Source organism: Streptomyces sp. NPDC007971 (assembly GCF_042958635.1).
In the GTDB taxonomy this organism is placed as follows: domain Bacteria; phylum Actinomycetota; class Actinomycetes; order Streptomycetales; family Streptomycetaceae; genus Streptomyces.
Genome location: NZ_JBIBJK010000010.1, coordinates 174283 through 192528, shown reverse-complemented (window position 1 = coordinate 192528; position 18246 = coordinate 174283). Strand labels below are relative to the sequence as shown.

The window sequence follows — 18246 nt, the reverse complement described above, 5'->3', positions numbered from 1 at the left end:
GCCCCCCTTCCGGGGTGTTTCGCGGCTTACGGTCGGGACATGCGAGACCATCCCCGGCTCCCCACCTCCCCCGGTTTCTGGCGCAGCCCCCTGCGCGGCACCTGGTTCACCTCGGTGCTCGGCCTCGTGCTGCTGGCCGGCATCACCGTGCTGTTCGTGACCGGCCTGGTGTCCTACGCGGCCTACAACCCCGGCCTGTCCCGGGTCAACGACACGACCCCGGACAAGGGGATCCTCGGCTTCTACCTCTTCCCGTGGCCGACCGGCCCGGTGTGGCTGTACCGGTTCACCCAGGGCGTCCACGTCACCCTCGGCATCACCCTGGTCCCGGTGCTGCTGGCCAAGCTGTGGTCGGTGGTGCCGAAGCTGTTCACGCTGCCGCCGGCCCGCTCCCTCGCGCACGCGCTGGAGCGGATCTCACTGCTGCTGCTCGTCGGCGGCGGACTGTTCGAGTTCACCACCGGCGTGCTCAACGTCCAGCTGGACTACGTCTTCCCGGGCTCCTTCTACCCGCTGCACTTCTACGGCGCCTGGGTGTTCTTCGCCGCGTTCGTGGTCCACGCCGTACTGAAGACCCCGAAGGCGATGCGGGCCGTACGACGGCGGCTGCGCGAGGCCGAGGACGAGGACGACGACCTCCTCTCCCCGGACCCCGCCCCGGCCACGGTCTCCCGGCGCGGGGCGCTGTGGCTGGTCGGCGGCGGCTCGCTGCTGCTGTTCCTGACCACGGTCGGGCAGAGCCTGGGCGGCCCCTTCCGCCGCACGGCCCTGCTCGCACCGCACGGCGGCACCGATCCGAACGGCGGCCCCAACGGCTTCCAGATCAACAAGACGGCCGCCTACGCCGGGATCGACGCGGCGGAGACGGGGGAGGAGGCGTGGCGGCTCGTCGTCACCGGACGCACCGGAACCGTCCGCCTCAGCCGCGCCCAGCTGCTGCAGATGCCCCTGCACAGCTCGTCGTTGCCGATCGCCTGCGTGGAGGGCTGGTCCACCGCCGACCAGTGGTGGCGCGGGGTGCGGCTGCGCGACCTCGCGGCGCTCGTCGGCCACGACGGCGACCCGCCGGACGTGTTCGTGGAGTCGGTGCAACGGCACGGCGCCTTCCGCCGCGCGGCCCTCAGGTCCAACCAGGTGGCCGACCCGCGCTCCCTGCTCGCCCTGACCGTCAACGGCGAGGACCTGTCCCCCGACCACGGCTACCCGGCGCGGATCATCGTCCCCGCCGCGCCCGGTGTGCTCAACACCAAGTGGGTGGCCCGGCTGACCTTCGGAGACCTGTGATGCTGCGCCGCCTGCCGCTCGGCAGCCCGTTCCAACTGCTGCTGCTCGCCTGCTCGTTCGCGCTCGCCGGGTATGCCGGGGTACGGCTGTTCGCCGGCGACTGGTTCGGGGTGGCCCTGTGGATCGTCGGGGCCGCCCTGCTGCACGACCTCGTCCTGGTGCCGCTGTACGCGGCGGCGGACCGGGTCCTCGTCCACGGGCTCGACGCGGCCGGGCGGCGCGCGTGGACGCCGTACGTGCGGGTACCGGCCGCGCTGTCGGGACTGCTGCTGCTCGTCTGGTTCCCGCTGATCCTCGACCTGGTGGGCCCGCGCTACCGACTGGCCGCCGGCCAGTCGGCGGACGTCTACCTCGGCCGCTGGCTGCTGATCACCGCCCTGCTCTTCGGCGGCTCGGCGCTGGTGCTCGCGGTGCAGGTGCGCAGGGCGACGAAGCGGCGCTCGCCGGCCGTCCACTGAGCGTCCGTGCGCCACCCGGCCCGGTCCGCCAGCCGGAGCAGGGCCGGGGTCCCGACCCGCGCCCACCAGAACGGCTCGCCCCTCCTCGCCCGTCCGTGGTCGATGTCGACGACCTGCACCTCGGCGCGTTCGTCGAGATCCTGCGGCGCGGTCTCGACGATCAACAGTCCGCCCGCGCGCAGCAGTTGGCCCATCCGGTGCACCAGCGCGCCGGGGTCGCCGCCGATGCCGATGTTGCCGTCCATGAGCAGCACGGTGCCCCAGCGGCCCTCGCCGGGCAGCGGATCGAAGACCGAGCGGCGCAGCGCCTGCCCGCCGACCGTGACGGTGCGGGTCACGGCGGCCTCGCTGACGTCGACACCGAGGACGGTACGGCCCCGGGCGGCGAGTTCCGCCACCAGCCGGCCCGGGCCGCAGCCGACGTCCAGGACCGCGCCCTCGCAGCGGTCCAGCACCGCCCGGTCCACGGCGTCCGCGCCGGCGCACCAGCGCTCCACCTCCAGCGGCAGCAGCCAGCCGTCGGCGCGGCGCAGGAACAGCGGACCGCGGCCGGTGCGCAGGGCGACGGCGTACGGGTCACAGGCGGCCCAGGCGGGCGGGGCGACGGTGACACCCGTCGGGCGGCTCATCGCGCGGCCGCGCAGTCGGCCAGCCGCGCGGCGAACGTGCCGTGCGGAGCGAGGGCGGCCACCGCGCGGGCGTCGGCGGCGGTGTCCACGTCCCGCAGCCGGGGCAGGTCCCGCACCCGCAGCCCGGCGGCCAGCAGACGCTCCCGCTGCACGGTCCCGGTCCGCGGCGTGGACATCGGCACGCCCCGCAGCAGCGCGGGTTCGGGGCGGGCCAGGCCCAGCGCCCAGAAGCCGCCGTCCTCGGCCGGGCCGAACCAGGCGTCGCAGTCCGCGAAGTCCACGGTGAGCAGCTCCGGGGTGACCTGCGGGGTGTCCATGCCGATCAACAGGGCGGGGCCGGAGCAGTGGCCGAAGGCGTCGGCGAGGCGGGCGTCCAGACCGCCCTCGCACTGGGGCAGGACGTCGAAGCCGGGCGGCAGCCAGGGGCCCGGCCGGCCGTCGAGCACGAGCACGCGGCGCGTGGCCGGGGCCCCGGCCACCGCGCGCAGGGTGTCGACGAGCGAGGCCTCGGCGAGGGCGGCGGCCTGCTCGGCGGAGAAGGGCGGGGTGAGCCGCGTCTTGACCCGCCCGGGCCTCGGCTCCTTGGCGATGACGAGAAGAGTGGTCATCTGCGCCTTCCTGGGGTGTGGTGCGGTCGGATGGAGGTCATACGAGGGCTCCTACGGCGAGCCGGCCACAGCGCCTTCGCGGCAGCCGGTGCTGCAACTCGTCAGGGGCGCGGGGAACTGCGCGAGGGGCCCCCACCGGCCGGTGGTTGCTCTGGGGCGGCGGCCCCACGGCGAGCCGGCCGCGGCGCCTTGGCGGCAGCCGGTGCTGCACCCCCTCAGGGGCGCGGGAAACGGCGCGACCGGCCCCCACGGACCGGCACTTGAGCAACTGCGGCGAACCCGCAGCCGGTCGGCTCCGGCGCCCTTGCAGCCGGCGGGGTCGCCCCCCCTCGGGGGCGCGGGGGACTGCGCGAGGGGCCCCCACCGGCCGGTGGTTGCTCTGGGGTGGCGGCCCCACGGCGAGCCGGTCGCGGCGCCTTCGCGGCAGCCGGTGCTGCGACTCGTCAGGGGCGCGGGGAACTGCGCGACCGGCCCCCACCGACCGGCACCCGCGCGGGCTCCTTCAGCACCCCGCTCATGTCCCGCACCGCCTGCCAGGTCCCACGCCACGTGCCGGTGACCTTCGACGCACCGGTGCGGGGCAGATACGGGACGTCGTGCTCGGCGATGCGCCACCCCGCGTCGGCGGCGCGCACCACCATCTGGAGGGGATAGCCGCTGCGCCGGTCCGTGAGGCCGAGGCCGAGGAGGGGGACCCGGCGGCCGGCCCGCAGCGGGCCGAGGTCGTGCAGCCGCAGCCCGGTGCGGCGCCGCAGGAGGCGGGCGAGCGCGAGGTTGCCGGCACGGGCGTGGGCCGGCCAGGCCCCGCGACTCTGCGGGCGGCGCCGGCCCAGCACCAGATCGGCCTCGCCGGCCCGGATCTCGCGGACGAACGGGACCAGCTGCGCGGGGTCGAGGGAGGCGTCGCAGTCGCAGAAGCACACCACCTCGGCGGTGGCGGCCAGCAGCCCGGCGTGGCAGGCGGCGCCGAAGCCCCGCCGCTCCTCGTGCACGACCGTCGCACCGAGTGCGCGGGCCAGTTCGGCGGAGCCGTCGGTGGAGCCGTTGTCGACGACGAGGGCGCGCCAGCCGGCCGGGATGCGGGCGAGAACCCAGGGCAGGGCCTCGGCCTCGTTCAGGCAGGGCAGCACGACATCCACGTCGGACGGGGGCGGGGAGAAGGTCGTCACGGCGTTCACCCTACGAACCAGAACCGGGGCAAAGCGGGCATCGCCTCCTTACGAAACGCGGACGTCGGAGCCCGGCCCGAGCCGCGGCGGCGACGTGGTGACAGGGTGGAAGGCATGCAGCAGCCGTACGCATCCCCACACGCCGGACCGGACACCGGGCAGCCGCCGGGCTCCCGGGGCCGGATCCTCGTCGTCGACGACGACCCGACGGTCGCCGAGGTCGTCACGGGGTACCTGGAGCGCGCCGGGTACGCCGTCGACGGGGCCGCCGACGGCCCGGCCGCCCTCGCCCGGGCCGCCGCCCACCGGCCCGACCTGGTGGTGCTGGACCTGATGCTGCCCGGCATGGACGGCCTGGAGGTGTGCCGGCGGCTGCGCGAGAGCGGCCCGGTGCCGGTGGTCATGCTCACCGCGCGCGGCGACGAGGACGACCGCATCCTCGGCCTGGAGGTGGGCGCCGACGACTACGTCACCAAGCCGTTCAGCCCGCGCGAACTGGTGCTGCGGGTGGAGTCGGTGCTGCGCCGCGCCCGGCCCGCCGTGCCGCGCGGCCCGCTGGGCGCGGCCGGTCTGACGGTCGACGCGACGGCCCGCCGCGCGGCCAAGAACGGCACCGACCTCGCCCTGACCCTCCGCGAGTTCGATCTGCTCGCCTTCTTCCTGCGGCACCCGGGCCGGGCCTTCGGCCGCGAGGAGCTGATGCGGGAGGTGTGGGGCTGGGACTTCGGTGACCTGTCGACCGTCACCGTCCACGTCCGCCGTCTGCGCGGCAAGATCGAGGACGACCCCGCAAGCCCCCGGCTCATCCGGACGGTCTGGGGGGTCGGCTACCGCTTCGACCCGGCCGGAGAGGACCCGAAGGACACCGGGAACGCGAGTCCCGGGACGGGCGCGAGTCCCGGGGCGGACACGAAGCTCGGGACGGACACGAAGCTCGGGACGGACACGAAGCTCGGGACGGACGCGACTCCCGCTGCGGGCGCCGATCCCGCAGTGGGCGCGAAGGCCGGCGAGGGTGCGGAGCCCGCAGCCGGTGCGAAGCCCGCGGAGTACGGGAAGGAGCGCGGCTGACCATGCGCGACACCCTCCTCATCGCCCTCTACGCCTTCCTCGGCGCCGCCGCCACCGGCCTCGCCGGAGCCGCGGTGCTGCGCCTGATCCGCCGGCGCTCGCTCATCACGTCCATCGCCGTGGTGGCCGCCGTCGGCGTCGTCGCGATGCTCGCCGGGACCCTGGCCGTGGCCGAGGCGATGCTCCTGTCCTCGCACGACCTGAGGGTCGTCACGACGGTCGTCGCCATGGCCGCCGTCGTCTCCCTGGCCACCGCGTTGCTGCTCGGCCGCTGGGTGGTCGCCCGCAGCCGCGAACTCGCCGACGCGGCACGGCACTTCGGGGACGGCGGCGCCTTCGCCGCACCCGTCGTCCCCGCCACGGCCGAACTGGACGCCCTCAGCCGCGAGTTGGCGGCCACCAGTGCCAAACTCGCCGCCTCGCGCGAGCGGGAGCGCGCCCTGGAGGCCTCCCGGCGCGAACTGGTCGCCTGGATCTCGCACGACCTGCGCACCCCGCTCGCCGGGCTGCGCGCGATGTCGGAGGCGCTGGAGGACGGCGTCGCCGCCGACCCGGACCGCTACCTCAAGCAGATGCGCACCGAGGTCGAGCGTCTCAACGACATGGTCGGCGACCTCTTCGAACTCTCCCGCATCCACGCCGGGACGCTCCCGCTGAGCCCGGCCCGGATCTCCCTGTACGACCTGGTCGGCGACGCCCTCGCGGGGGTCGGCCCGCTCGCCCGCGAGCACGGCGTACGGCTGGTCGGGGACGGGGTGCAGCCGGTGCCCGTGGAGGTGGACGGCAAGGAGATGAGCCGGGTGCTGGCCAACCTGCTGGTCAACGCCATCCGCCGGACCCCCGTCGACGGCACGGTCGCCATCGCCGCCGAGCGGGCACCCGAGGGGGTGGTGCTGTCGGTGACGGACGGCTGCGGCGGCATCCCCGACGAGGACCTGCCCCGTGTCTTCGACACCGGCTGGCGCGGCACGGACGCACGCACACCGCCGGCCGGTGCGGGCCTCGGCCTGGCGATCGTCCGGGGCATCGTCGAGGCCCACCGGGGCCGGGCGACCGTGCGCAACATCCCGGGCGGCTGCCGGTTCGAGGTGACCCTGCCGGCGGCGGAGGCGTGAGAGGCGGTCCGTCGTGAGGTGAGCGGCTACTTCTGCGGGCGGCAGACGATGGCGCTCGGGGACTGGTCCACGCAGGAGATCCCCGGGCCGAGGAACCGCGAGACGATCGGCGCGACGTCCCTCTCGCAGGACAGGGCCGGACCGTCCTCGTCGTCGGCCCTCGCGTGCTCGCAGATCCTGCCGAGGACGTTGTTCTCGGCCTTCGGGGCGGGCGGCGTGTCCGCAGAGGCCGAGGGGGCGAGGAGGCCCACGCCGAGGAGCGGCGCGGTGAGCAGTGCTGCGATCAAGATGCGGGCCGAGGGGCGGGTCCGTCGTGACATGGTGGTCCTTTCGTCTGGTTCGTCCGGATAGATACCAAGCTCAAGGGCGTCCTGCATGGGGGGACACGCCCGGTTGGTCCGAGCGGAGTCCGCATCCCCTCGGCGATGCCCGCCACGACGGCCCGAGGCCATTCGGGTGACATTCGGGGGGAAGTCTTCCGATCACATCAAAGGTTCCCAGACCCTCCTGAACAGGATCGCTAGGGAGGGAAGGGGTACACCCTGATGTATCGACTCAAGCGGCTCGGCAGGATCGGCCTGATCGCGGGGGCGGCGGCCGTGCTGGTCGCCGGCCCGGCCACCAGCGCGCAGGCGGCCTCGGGCACGCTGTTCTTCAACCGCGCGGACACGGGCGCCAGGGACGCGATCAGCAGTCCGCCGAACAACGAATGCCTCCTGCTGGGCGGCGGCGCGGGCATCGTGGACAACAGGACGAACGCGATCGCCTTCCTGTACCGGGACGAGAACTGCACCGTCCTCCAGGACTCCCTCGGCCCCGGACAGAGCGGTGCCTACGGAGGGGCCTCGGTCCCGCATTCGGTGGAGTTCGGCACCCCCTAGACATACCCGCACCCGCACCGGCCGCCGCCCGCTCCGGCACCTCCCCGACGTCCGGGGCGGTGCCGGGACGGGGCCCGAGGGGCCCATGATGCAATGGGGCGCGACGGAGCGGATCCCGGGTGGGGTGGGGCGTGTTGAGCAACGGCGGTACCGATGCACTGAGTTTTGAGCCGCTGGGCGAGGGTGATCCGCGGACCGTGGGCACCTACCGCCTGGTCGCCCGGCTCGGGTCCGGCGGCATGGGACGGGTCTATCTCTCGCACACCCCGGGCGGACGGGCCGTCGCGGTCAAGGTGGTACGGGCCGAACTGGCCGAAAGCCCCGAGTTCCGCCGGCGGTTCCGGGCCGAGGTGGCCGCGGCCGGCCGGGTCCACGGGATCTACACGGCTCCGGTCGTGGACAGCGACACCGAGGGGGCCGTGCCCTGGTGCGCGACCGCCTATGTGCCGGGGCCCTCCCTCTCCGACGCGGTACGCGATCACGGGCCGCTGCCCGTCGACACCGTGCTGCGGCTGATCGCCGGGGTCGCCGAGGCACTGCAGGCGGTGCACCGCGAAGGCATCGTGCACCGGGACCTCAAGCCGTCGAACGTGCTGCTCGCCGCCGACGGCCCGCGCGTGATCGACTTCGGTGTGGCGCGGGCTGCGGACACCACGTCCCTGACACAGAGCGGTACGGCCCTGGGCACGGTCGCCTACATGGCGCCGGAGCAGGTGCTCGGCGCGGAGGCCGCCCCCGCGGCCGACGTGTTCGCGCTCGGGCAGACCGCCGTGTTCGCGGCGACGGGCCGCGCCGCGTTCGGCGACGGGGATCCGCACGCGGTGCTGTACCGGGTGGTGCACGCGGAGCCCGATCTCAGCCGCGTACCGGCCGCGATACAGGAGCTGGTGGCACGGTGTCTGCGCAAGCCCGCCGCCGACCGGCCCACCGTCGAGGAGGTCATCCGCTCCGTCCAGGAGATCCAGGCGTATCGCGGTGACGAGGCGCGGTTCACGTCCGGTGCGTGGCTCCCGGGCGACCTGGCCGCGGGGATAGAGGCCCGGACCGCGGGCGCCGACCGGGCCAGGGCGGGCGCGGTGGCCGGGGCGGGTGCGGCGTCCGGGGCGGGCGCCGCGGTCGCGGCCACGGCGCCGACCACGCACCCTTCGGACGCACTCGGCGCTCAAGGCGCTCCGGGCGCTCCTGGCGTCTTCGGGGCGACAAGCACTCCCGCCGCTCCCCACGCGCCGGGCACTCCCGGCGCCTTCCTGCCCGCCGGCCCCGGTGAGTTCGGGCCGCCGGCGGCCTACGCCCCGACCCCGCCCTCCCACGCCGCGCTGCCCGGACCCTTCGTCATGGGGCCGGGGGCGGCACCGGGCGCGTACGCTCCGGCCGGCGGTCCGCAGCCGCACGGTGCGGCCGGCGCACAGACCGCCCCGGTCGCCGCGGTCGGCAAGCGTCGCAGGGGACGGGCCTGGCTGTTGTCCGCGGCGGCCGTCGTCCTCGTCGCCTGCGGGGCAGCTCTCACCCTGCTGTTCGTCCCGGGCGACGGCGACAAGGGCGGTGAGCGGGCCCAGGACGTGGCGGCCTCGCAGTCGGCCACCTCCGCCGCGCCGTCGCGAACCGCGTCCGGCTCCCCGAGCGCACAGACCTCGAAGAAGGCGAAGGCCACCGAGTCGGCCGTGCCGCCCAGCCCTTCGGGGCCCCCGACGCCCACGCGGACCGCGTCCTCGGCCCCGCCGGCCACCGCGGCGAGCAAGCCGGCGGCTCCGCAGGCACCCGCCCCGGTGACGTACGCCGGGATCCGGATGACCAAGAGCCACGACCTGTACCTGGCGGACACCCCGGTGCGGGCCAAGGCGGACACCGGGACCTCCGACGAGGACCTGACCTACGCCGTCTATTCCTCGGGCGCGGTCCTCGCCCCCGGTACCACCTCCGGCAGTTCGCTCGCCCTGCTGCCCGCGGGCCGGCAGGGCACCCTGGACGCGTGCAAGGCGGCGACCGGCTACAAGAGCTACCTCTGGGTCAGGGACCTGGCCGTGGGCCGGCAGATGTGCGTGATCAGCGGGACGGGACACGTGGGGCTGGTGACGTACCGGGGCTCGTCCGGGACGACGTACGCCACGCTGGACGTGAAGGTGTGGCGCAACGCGGCCTAGCAGGGCCGCGAGTCCCCCTCAGCCCCTGCCAGTCCCCTCCGAGTTCCCCTCAGCCCCCTTCGAGTCCGCGTCGAGTCCCCCTCAGTCCTCTTCCTGCCGCTGCCCGGTGGCCCGGTCGACGGCCCGGTCGATGGAAGCCTCCACCGCCGCCACCCGGTCGGCGAGCAGGCCGAGGGCGGCCACCGCCCGGGTCAGAGGATCGTCCTCGGGGCCGCCCAGGCTGCGGGCGCGGACGTGGGCCGTCTTCAGCTCGGCCCAGCGGGCGGCCTGCTCGGTGCCGAGGGTGCCGCGCAGCTCGGCCAGCTTCAGCAGGTTCGCCTCGGCGCCGCTGGTGAGGGTCTGGGCCTCGGCCGTGTAGTGGTCGGTGACGACGGCCTCGCGCTCGGAGTCGTTCATGACCGGGCGCAGGCGCTGGGCCATGCGGTTCATGTCCCGGTAGGAGCCCTGGAGGCGGAACGGCGGCTCGGTGCGGGCCGCCTCCGACTGGGCGGCGGAGGCGATGTAGGCCGCGTTGACCTTGAGGATCGTCCCGCGCACGGCCAGCAGATGGCGCAGGACCGCGAGGACGCCGTCCAGTTCCGCGGGCGGCAGGGGACGGGTGAGGCGGTCGGGGCGGGCCGTGGGGTCCGCGGCGGCCAGCCGGACCAGCAGGTCCAGGTCCGTGCGGTCGCGGGCGGCGAGCGGAGCGAGGACCGGGTTGGCGGTGAGCGCGTTCTCCACGAAGCTGAGCGCGAAGACGTCGTCCTTGCCGGTGAGGACGTCACCGAGGTTCCACACGTCGGCCCGGTTGGCGAGCATGTCGGGCACCCGGAAGCGGTCGCCGGACTCGGTGTAGGGGTTGCCGGTCATGCAGACCGCGAACCGCTTGCCGCGCAGGTCGAAGGTGCGCGGCTCGCCCTCCCACACGCCGTCGATGCGGCGGGTGGCGTCGCACAGCGGGATGAACTTCTGCAGCAGCTCCGGTGAGGTGTGCTGGATGTCGTCCAGGTGCAGCAGCGTGTTGTTGCCGGCCGCCAGCGCGAAGTTGATCTTCTCGATCTCGCGGCGGGCCGTGGCGTTCGGGGCGTCGGCCGGATCCAGCGAGGTGACGGCGTGGCCGAGCGCCGGGCCGCTGACCTTGACCAGCATCAGGCCGAGGCGGTCGGCGACGTACTCCATGAGCGTCGTCTTGCCGTAGCCCGGCGGGGAGACCAGCAGGAGCAGTCCGCCGGTGTCGGTGCGCTTGGACGCGCCGGTGGTGCCGAGCTGCCGGGCCAGGCTGTCGCCGGCCAGCGGCAGGTACACCTCGTCGACGAGCCGGTTGCGGACGAAGGCGGACATGACCCGGGGGCGGTGGTCGTCCAGGCGCAGCCGGTCGCGTTCGGCCGCGACCAGGGCCGTGCGACGGCGCTGGTAGGCGCGGAAGGCGGGCACCTCCCGCTCGGCGAAGCGCGCCGTCCTGGCCAGGAACTCGTCCAGGCGCAGCGCCATCCGGCCGTCCGTCACCCGCGGATGGGTGCCGAGCAGTCCCTCGGCGGTCGCGGTCAGCGGGGCGTCGCCGTCGTAGCGGGGCAGGCCGGGGCAGACTTCGGCGGCGACGGCCTCGGCCAGTTCGCCGGGTGCGACCCCGGCGCCGGAGGCGGTGGCGTAGGACGACAGCCAGGCCTCGGCGACCTGACGGCGTTCGGCCGGGCCGGGCAGCGCCTCCAGGTCCGCGGCGTACTCCGTGCCGCTCACCGTGTGCCGGAACTTCTCCAGCAGCGTGCGCGCGGTCGCGCCCAGGACGAAGGCCCCGCCGGACGTCAGCTCGTCGAAGAGATACGCGGCGGCACCCGCGGCCTCGGCATCCGGCTCCCACGCCCCGATCGCTCCGGCCAGCTCCGCCACCAGCCCGGCGATCCCCGCGACCGGCCCGAAGGCCTCCCGGGCGCGGGCCAGCGACACCGCACGCCGCGTCCAGTTCTCCCGCGCCTCCCCGGCGGTGCCGTGGGCCCAGAAGAGCTGGGCGGCGGCGCGTACGGCGGGCTCGTGGCGCAGGGTGCCGGCGCCCTCGTACAGGGGGAGCAGGGCGGTGAGGACCGCGGTGGCGTCGTGGTCGTGGACCCCGCGCTCGTAGCCCTCGTCGTACGACGCCTGCGCCGCCTCCCGGACCAGGGCGGGCAGGTCGGCGGCTGCGAGGGCGGCCGGTCCGTGCTCGGCCAGCAGCCGGGCGGCGAGGTGTTCGGCGCGGTAGACCCCGGGCGACTCGGAGGGCAGGTGGCGCTCCCACAGCGGGCGGGTGTCGGCGAAGCCCGGGTCCGTCACGGGGCGGCGGTAGTCGGTGCCGGTGACCGCGAAGGCGAGGCCCTCGCCGTGCGGGACCAGGGTGAGGTCCAGGGGCTGGGTGTTGACGGCGAAGCGGTGGCCGCCGAGCAGCAGGGTGCGCCCGTCGTCGGCGTACAGGTCGCCGCGGTCGCGCAGGGCGCGGTCGGCCTCCTGACGGGCGGCCTTGAGACGGCCGTCGAGTTCCTCGGCGCGCACGCTGTCGCCGAGGGCGCGCAGCTCGTCGGCGGTGCGGCGGACCTTGGCGACCATCGGGTCGGAGGCGAAGTAGGTGGTGACCGCGTCGGTGTCGGCCAGCGTGGCCGTGCGCCGGGCGACCGTCAGGAGCACCCGGGCGGCGGAGGCGGCGAGCTGCTCGGCGCGGCGGGCGCGGGCGTCGGCGAGGGACTGCTTGCGGGCGGCGAAGGCTTCGTAGATCTCGGTGCGCCGACCGTCGAGTTCGGCGAGGAAGTCGTCGAACTCGGCGAACCGGGCGTCCAGGTCCTCCACCCGGGCGAGCACCGCGGCCAGCTGGTCGTCGCAGGCCTCGGGCGTGCCGGACCGGGCGAGCGCGGCGGTGACCGCCTGGGCCAGCAGAGCCGTCTCGGCGGCGAACTCGGCCTGGCCCTCGCGGTCCAGGAGGCTGCGGCGGCGGGTCTCCAGGGTCGCGCGGGCCCGGTTGACACCGCCGAGCACCTCGGCGATCCGCTCCAGGATGGCGGTACGCACGGTGGCGTCGGCGATGTCGAGGCCGGTGACGACCTCGGTGACCGTGCGCAGGCCGTCGGCGAGCTCGTCCAGCCGGGCGGCAACGGGAGCCGCCGCGGCGACGGACCCGGCCGTGCCCGCCTGCTCCACGAGCCGTTCGACGTCCGCGTGGTGGGTGGCGAAGGCGTCCTCGCGGGCCAGGAAGGACACCGCGCGCCGGCCGAACGCCGCGAGATCGGCCTCCGCCCGCGCGGCCAGCTCGTCCACCCGGGCGAGGTCCGCGTACCGCAGCTCCTTCACCGTGAGCAGATGGCCGTGCGCGTGCCTGAGTTCGGTCAGGCCCCGGACCCAGGCCGCGGCGTCCCGCGGGGCCTCGCCGCGCAGCCGGCGCACCACGGTGGCGATCCGTTCCGCGGCCTCGTCCAGGGCCTCGGAAGCCTGCCGGGACAGGGCGCGTACCGTCTCGAACTCGGCCAGCACCTGCTCGGCGGTCTCCCGCACCGCGTCCAACGGGACGCTCAGTTCACCGAGTTCGGGGTCGCGCAGCCAGTGGTGCGTGTCGGCGGCGCGTACGCAGGCGGCGGCCAGCGCCCGGTAGCCCTCGCCCGTCCCGATGCCCTCGGTGACCAGCCGGGCGACGGACAGGCAGTCGGCGAGCCCGCGCACGAGGTCCGCGTTGCCGGCCCGGGCCAGCGCGCCGGTCCCGGTGCGCAGGGCGGCCGCGTGCGTGTCGGACACGTACGGCGAGGTCCACCACTGCAAGGGGTGCGCATGCGCGGGTTCGTCGCCCCCTGCGCGCAGCACGGCCAGGGTGCCGTCCTCGAACAGGGCCCAGCCCCGGCAGGACAGCGGGGTGGCGACCTCCTTGCGCAGGGTGTTGTACGACAGCAGGAGCGTGCGCCCCTCGGCCCGCGAGCGGAACGCGTAGAGCACGTCCTCACCGTTGGGTGAACGCACCTCCCGTTCGAACTCCAGCCCCCGGGCGTCGATTTCATACGTCTTGTGCCCGCCCGAGGCCAGGCAGTACCCGCCCGGGAACACGATGCCCCGGTCCTCGGGCAGCCGGCGGCAGGCCTGCCCGATGCCGTCGAGCCGGACCACCGACCGGCTCAGCGTGTCGAACACCAGGTACCGGTCCGCGTCCTCCTTGTACGGCCGCACCCGCAGCAGGACCAGCTCCCCCACGCGCGCGTGCGCGACGGCGGCGTCGGCGAGCGACTGCAGCGGCTCCTCGACCGGCTCCGCGTACAGCTCCTCGCCCTCCGGGCCGCGCACCGCGAGCCGCCCGCCGACCGTCGCCACACCCGCCCCGCCCGGCACCGCCACGTACGGGTCCCGGCCCAGGACGTGGTCCTCGCGGGTGGTGTCGGTCCAGGCGAAGTCGTAGGCCGGCGGGAAGGTGTCGTCACGGTCGCCGCGCGCGTCCAGGAACCGGGTGCGCCCGCCCGCGGCCGGACTCCAGCGCAGGGCACGGACGTCGTCGGCCTTCTCGCCGGTGCGGAACACCGCGAGCAGCCGGCCGTCGACGCGGCGCAGCCGCAGCAGCCGGGTCTGCTGGTAGTAGCGGTGCAGCGCCGTGAACTCCCGTACGAACGCGGGGTCGTCGAGCAGCCCGGGCGCGGCGTCCTCGGGCAGCCGGTTCAGGTCCCGGTCGTAGAGGGCGAGGACGTCGGCCACCGCAGCTGCGGTCCCGTCGGCCGTGCGGCCGGTACTGCCGAACAGCAGCACGTCCCCGACGGCGACGACGTCGCACGGCACGCACGCGTGCCCGGTGCGCAGCTGCGCGGTGGCGCGCAGGGCGAGCCCGGCGGAGCCGAACTCCTCGGCGCGGCGGGCGTTGAGGGCCTCGGCCCGGCGGGCCAGATCGGCGGCCTGGGCGGCCAGCCGGTCGCGCAGCACCTCGTAGGTGCCGGCGTCGACGGTGTCGTACGAGCCCGTCTCCGGGGCGGTGGCCATGGGGCGTGCATCCCTTCAAGGGCGTTCGGTGCTTCGAGGGCGTTCGGTACTTCGGGGAAGCTCGCTGCTTCGAGGAGGCCCGGTGCTTCGAGGACGCTCGGTACTACGTGAAGCGGGAGCGGAATGGGCGGCGGGAGGTGGAAAGCAGGCGCGGGGGAGGGAAGGCGCAGGAGGTGGGAGGCGGAAGGTGGGAGGTGGCCGGGCCGCCGACCCCCGTACAGCGGCCCGGCCACGTCTGTCAGGCCCGGGCGGTGCCGTTCAGCGCGGCGACCGGGGTGTCCGCCAGGCCCAGTTCGCCGGCCCGGTCGAGGAGCTGACGGAACTGGGTGGCCTGCGGGCCGCCGGAGTTCATCAGCTTCATCAGCAGCGCCGACACCGTGAGGTTCTGCACGTCGGACGTGCCGAGCGAGCCGAGGATCCGGCTCAGGTCGTCGGTGAAGCTGCCCGACCCGTCCAGCCAGGGCTTCGCCAGCGCCTGCGCCGTACGGGAGTTGTCGACGAAGCCGTCCACGCCCTTGCCGAGCGAGATCGCCGACACCAGCCGGTCGAAGAAGACGGACTCCCCGCCGACGATGTCGATGTCGGCGTGCTCCAGACCGGTGGCCAGGACCGTGGCCTGCGCCTCGGCGACCTGCCGCTGCGTCTCCAGGCCGGCCAGCCGGATCTCCTTCTCCGCCGCGAGCCGCAGCCGGTACTCCTCGTGTCCGCGCGAGGCCTCGTCGAGGGCGGCCATCGCGGCGGCCTTCTCGGTCAGACCCTCGGCCTCGGCCTTCAGCTTCTCGCCGATGGCGGTGGCCTCCGCGAGGGCCTTCGCCTTGGCGCCCTCCGCCGCGGCCGCCCCCATCGCCCTGGCGCCCTCGGCCTCCGCGAGCGCCTTGGCCCGCACGCCCTCGGCCTCGGCCTTCAGCCGCGCCTCGGTGGCCTCCGCCGCCGCCTTGGCGCCCAGGGCCTCCGCGAGCCCCCTGGCCCGTGCGCCCTCCGCCTCGGCCTTGAGCCGGGCCGTGGTGGCCTCCGCCGCCGCCCTGGCGCCCTCCGCTTCCGCGAGCCCCTTCGCCCGTGCACCCTCGGCCTCGGCGAGTGCCTTGGCCTGGGCTCCCTCGGCCTCGGCGCGCAGCCGGGCCTCGGTGGCCTCCGCCTCCGCACGGCCGGCCTTCACGGTGACCTCGGCCTCCTTGTCGCGCACCTGCACGGCGGCGAGCCCCTCGGCGGCGGCCTCGGCCTGGACGCCCTCGGCGAGCCGCAGCTTGGCCCGGGCGTCCAGATCGGCCGTCTTCAACCGGGCCTCCGCGAGGGTGAGTTCCTCGGCGGCGCGGTGGGTGGCGGCCTGTTCGGCGGCCTCGGCGGCCTTGATGTCCTTGACCAGCTTCTCCTGCGCCTCCGCCTCGGCGGCGATGACGATGGCCTGCCGGTCGCGCTCGGCCTGCTCGACCGTGCGCAGCTTCTTGATGGACTCCTCCTGCTCGGCGACCGTACGGTCCACCGCGACCCGCTCCCGGACGACCTCGGCGATCTCCCGCTTCTCCGCCTCGACCTCCTTCTCGGCGGCGATCTTCGTCAGCTGGGTCTCCCGTTCCCGGGCGATGACCTCCAGCATCCGGTCCTTCTCGACGCGCTCGCTCTCCACGGCGATGACCCGCTCGCGGTTCTTGGCGGCGACGGCGATCTCGCGGGCCTGGTTCTCGCGCTGGACGCCGAGCTGCTCCTCGGTGCGCAGGAAGGCGCCCTGCGCGCGCAGCCGCTCCTCCTCGACGACCCGCGCGGTCTCCGCCTCCTCGCGGGCCCGGGACGTCTCGATCTCCCGCTTCTGCTTGATCTCGGCGTCGGCCTGCCGGCGCTCCAGCTCCAGGATGGCCTCGCGGGCGTCGACGTCCTGCCGGGTCATCTCCTTCTGCTCGTTGCGCTGCGCCTCGTTGGTGCGCACGTGCTCGATCGCCGTCAGTTCGGTGATCTTGCGGATGCCCTGGGCGTCGAGGACGTTGGCCGGGTCGAGCTGGGTGAGCGGCGTCTGCTCCAGGTAGTCGATCGCCGCGTCCTCAAGGTGGTAGCCGTTGAGGTCGATGCCGATCAACTCGATGATGTGGTACCGGAGTTCCTCGCGCTTGGTGTAGAGGTCGGTGAAGTCCATCTGCTTGCCGACGGTCTTCAGCGCCTCGGAGAACTTCGCGTGGAACAGCTCCTGGAGCGTGTCCTGGTGGCTGGCCCGCTCGGTGCCGACGGTCTGGGCGACCTTGATGACGTCCGCGACGGTCTTGTTGACCTTCACGAAGAACAGGATCCGGATGTCGGCACGGATGTTGTCCCGGCAGATCAGCCCGTCCCGGCCGGAACGGCTGATCTCGATGGTCTTCACCGAGATGTCCATGACCTCGGACTTGTGCAGGATCGGAAGCACGACCTGCCCGGTGAACGACACGTCCACCCGCCGCGTCTTCGACACGATCAGGGCCTGGCTCTGGTCCACCTTGCGGTACAGCCGGGAGAAGGCCAGCAGCGCGAGCAGCACGATGACGAGACAGACGGCGACGAGCACGCCGAGGGCTTCCATGGCATACGTCCTTGTGGGTCAGACGATGAAGTCGGAAGAGCCCCGGTCCCGGTGCCGGTCGCCTTCCGGCGTCCGGCACCGGAACCTTTCCGTAGTGCTCCCCTGCGCGATGGTGCATGAGGGGCGTACCCCCGCGCACTGCCGGTCTCCGGCAGGGTTCACTATGTTCTCGATGCCGGAGGAGCGCTAAGAAAGCGTCACCGGGGCGTCAAAATCACGGGGGAGCACGGGGGGACGGGGACGGCGTGACCGAACATCCGATACCGGAGCACTATCTGGACGGCTATGCAGGCACTCTGGCCGAGGTCGCGGCCACCGGCCGCCGGCTGACGCGCGAGGAGCTGGCGGTGCGCCGCTCCCTGGGCGAGCAGGCCGCCGACGCCGGCCACGGACTGCGCGCCCTGGTCGTCGCACACCTGGCCGCCGCCCGCGCCGCCTGGCCCGGCCAGGGCGGCTCCGCCGACAGCACCCTGGCCGCCGTGCAGCAGGCCGTCGACGCCTTCGCCGAGGGCTATGAACGCGCCCAGCGGCTCGCCGTGCGCCGGGAGGAGGCCGCGCGCCGGGAGTTCATCGACGACCTGCTCTACGGCCGCAGCGACCTGGGCCGGCTCGTCGAGCGTGCCGAGCGCTTCGGCCTGCGGCTGTCCGGGGCGCACGTGGTCGCCGTCGCGCAGGGCCGAGCCGCCCACATCGAGGGCGACCCGGTGACCCGGCAGGTGGAACGGGCGGTCCTCGGCCGCTTCGACGCCCGCAGCATCCTGCTGACCACCAAGAACGGTCGGCTGCTGTGCATCGCGCCCGGCGACGAGGACGACGTCCTCACCTACTTCGCCAAGCAGGCGTACGCGGCCATGGACGGCGGGCGGGTCGCGGTCGGCCGCCCGCAGCCCGGTGCCGGCGGCGTCGTCCAGTCGTACGAGGAAGCCCTCGCCACCCTGGAGATGGCCGAACGGCTCAGTCTGAACGAGCCGTTGCTGCGCGCCGCCGACCTGCTCGTCTACCCGGTGCTGGCCCGCGACCGGCAGGCGATGGCCGACCTGGTCTCCCACACCCTCGGCCCGCTCACCATGGCACGCGGCGGCGCCGAGCCGCTGCTGGAGACCCTGACCGTGTACTTCGACTCCGGCTGCGTGGCCACCGAGGCCGCTCGCCGGCTCTCCCTGAGCGTGCGCGCGTTCACCTATCGCCTGGAGCGCATCCACAAGCTGACCGGCGCGGACCCGGCCGACCCGACGCACCGCTACATGCTCCAGACGGCCGTGATCGGCGCCCGCCTGCTCGACTGGCCCGCCAAGCCCCTGTGAGTCTCCGCACGGCCGTTGCGGACTCCTCCCGGAGGGCGCACGGCCGTTGCGGTCTTCCTACGGAGAGCGGACTCCTTACGGAGAGGTGACGTACCGC

The 18246-nt window shown here is 74.5% G+C and carries 13 protein-coding genes; 7 read left to right on the top strand and 6 right to left on the bottom strand.

Features of this window, described 5'->3' with window-relative positions; genetic code table 11:
• Window positions 1-39 precede the first annotated feature (39 nt).
• Window positions 40-1284, top strand: a complete 1245-nt coding sequence (locus ACFZCP_RS22545) for a molybdopterin-dependent oxidoreductase (protein ID WP_391429284.1) — start codon at window positions 40-42, stop codon at window positions 1282-1284.
• Window positions 1284-1742 carry a hypothetical protein gene (locus ACFZCP_RS22540; protein WP_391429282.1) on the top strand — a complete coding sequence of 153 codons (459 nt, stop codon included), beginning with the start codon at window positions 1284-1286 and terminating at the stop codon, window positions 1740-1742. The genes ACFZCP_RS22545 and ACFZCP_RS22540 overlap by 1 nt, the downstream gene beginning before the upstream one ends.
• Here ACFZCP_RS22540 and ACFZCP_RS22535 read toward each other — a convergent pair.
• The 3 genes from ACFZCP_RS22535 to ACFZCP_RS22525 form a co-directional block, all read right to left on the bottom strand.
• Window positions 1631-2371, bottom strand: a complete 741-nt coding sequence (locus ACFZCP_RS22535; protein WP_391429279.1) for a methyltransferase domain-containing protein — start codon at window positions 2369-2371, stop codon at window positions 1631-1633. The two genes, ACFZCP_RS22540 and ACFZCP_RS22535, sit on opposite strands and share 112 nt — an antisense overlap.
• Window positions 2368-2979 (bottom strand): DUF2064 domain-containing protein, encoded by a 612-nt coding sequence (locus ACFZCP_RS22530; RefSeq protein WP_391429278.1) that lies wholly within the window; start codon window positions 2977-2979, stop codon window positions 2368-2370. The genes ACFZCP_RS22535 and ACFZCP_RS22530 overlap by 4 nt, the downstream gene beginning before the upstream one ends.
• 443 nt (window positions 2980-3422) lie before the next feature.
• Complete coding sequence (locus ACFZCP_RS22525; RefSeq protein WP_391429276.1) at window positions 3423-4157, bottom strand: glycosyltransferase; 735 nt, start codon at window positions 4155-4157, stop codon at window positions 3423-3425.
• 105 nt (window positions 4158-4262) lie between these two features.
• On the opposite strand from ACFZCP_RS22525, the gene ACFZCP_RS22520 reads away from it, so the two are divergent.
• On the top strand, window positions 4263-5219 hold the full coding sequence (locus ACFZCP_RS22520) for a response regulator (protein ID WP_391429274.1): 957 nt from the start codon (window positions 4263-4265) through the stop codon (window positions 5217-5219).
• Between the two features lie 2 nt (window positions 5220-5221).
• On the top strand, window positions 5222-6334 hold the full coding sequence (locus ACFZCP_RS22515; protein WP_362689091.1) for a HAMP domain-containing sensor histidine kinase: 1113 nt from the start codon (window positions 5222-5224) through the stop codon (window positions 6332-6334).
• Between the two features lie 26 nt (window positions 6335-6360).
• Here the strand turns inward: ACFZCP_RS22515 and ACFZCP_RS22510 are convergent, their stop codons facing one another.
• On the bottom strand, window positions 6361-6654 hold the full coding sequence (locus ACFZCP_RS22510; protein ID WP_391429271.1) for a hypothetical protein: 294 nt from the start codon (window positions 6652-6654) through the stop codon (window positions 6361-6363).
• 225 nt (window positions 6655-6879) lie between these two features.
• Here ACFZCP_RS22510 and ACFZCP_RS22505 point away from each other — a divergent pair, with 225 nt between their 5' ends.
• Both ACFZCP_RS22505 and ACFZCP_RS22500 read left to right on the top strand, forming a co-directional pair.
• Entirely contained in the window at window positions 6880-7215 is a 336-nt protein-coding gene (locus ACFZCP_RS22505; RefSeq protein ID WP_362689097.1) for a hypothetical protein, read from the top strand.
• A gap of 197 nt (window positions 7216-7412) precedes the next feature.
• The gene (locus ACFZCP_RS22500) at window positions 7413-9356 is read left to right on the top strand and encodes a protein kinase (RefSeq protein WP_391429268.1); all 1944 of its coding nucleotides are present in this window, start codon (window positions 7413-7415) and stop codon (window positions 9354-9356) included.
• Between the two features lie 81 nt (window positions 9357-9437).
• Here the strand turns inward: ACFZCP_RS22500 and ACFZCP_RS22495 are convergent, their stop codons facing one another.
• Window positions 9438-14300 carry a DNA repair ATPase gene (locus ACFZCP_RS22495; RefSeq protein WP_391429266.1) on the bottom strand — a complete coding sequence of 1621 codons (4863 nt, stop codon included), beginning with the start codon at window positions 14298-14300 and terminating at the stop codon, window positions 9438-9440.
• A gap of 238 nt (window positions 14301-14538) precedes the next feature.
• Window positions 14539-16845 carry a flotillin family protein gene (locus ACFZCP_RS22490; RefSeq protein WP_391429264.1) on the bottom strand — a complete coding sequence of 769 codons (2307 nt, stop codon included), beginning with the start codon at window positions 16843-16845 and terminating at the stop codon, window positions 14539-14541.
• Between the two features lie 245 nt (window positions 16846-17090).
• Here ACFZCP_RS22490 and ACFZCP_RS22485 point away from each other — a divergent pair, with 245 nt between their 5' ends.
• Complete coding sequence (locus tag ACFZCP_RS22485; protein WP_391429262.1) at window positions 17091-18149, top strand: helix-turn-helix domain-containing protein; 1059 nt, start codon at window positions 17091-17093, stop codon at window positions 18147-18149.
• The last annotated feature ends 97 nt before the right edge of the window (window positions 18150-18246 follow it).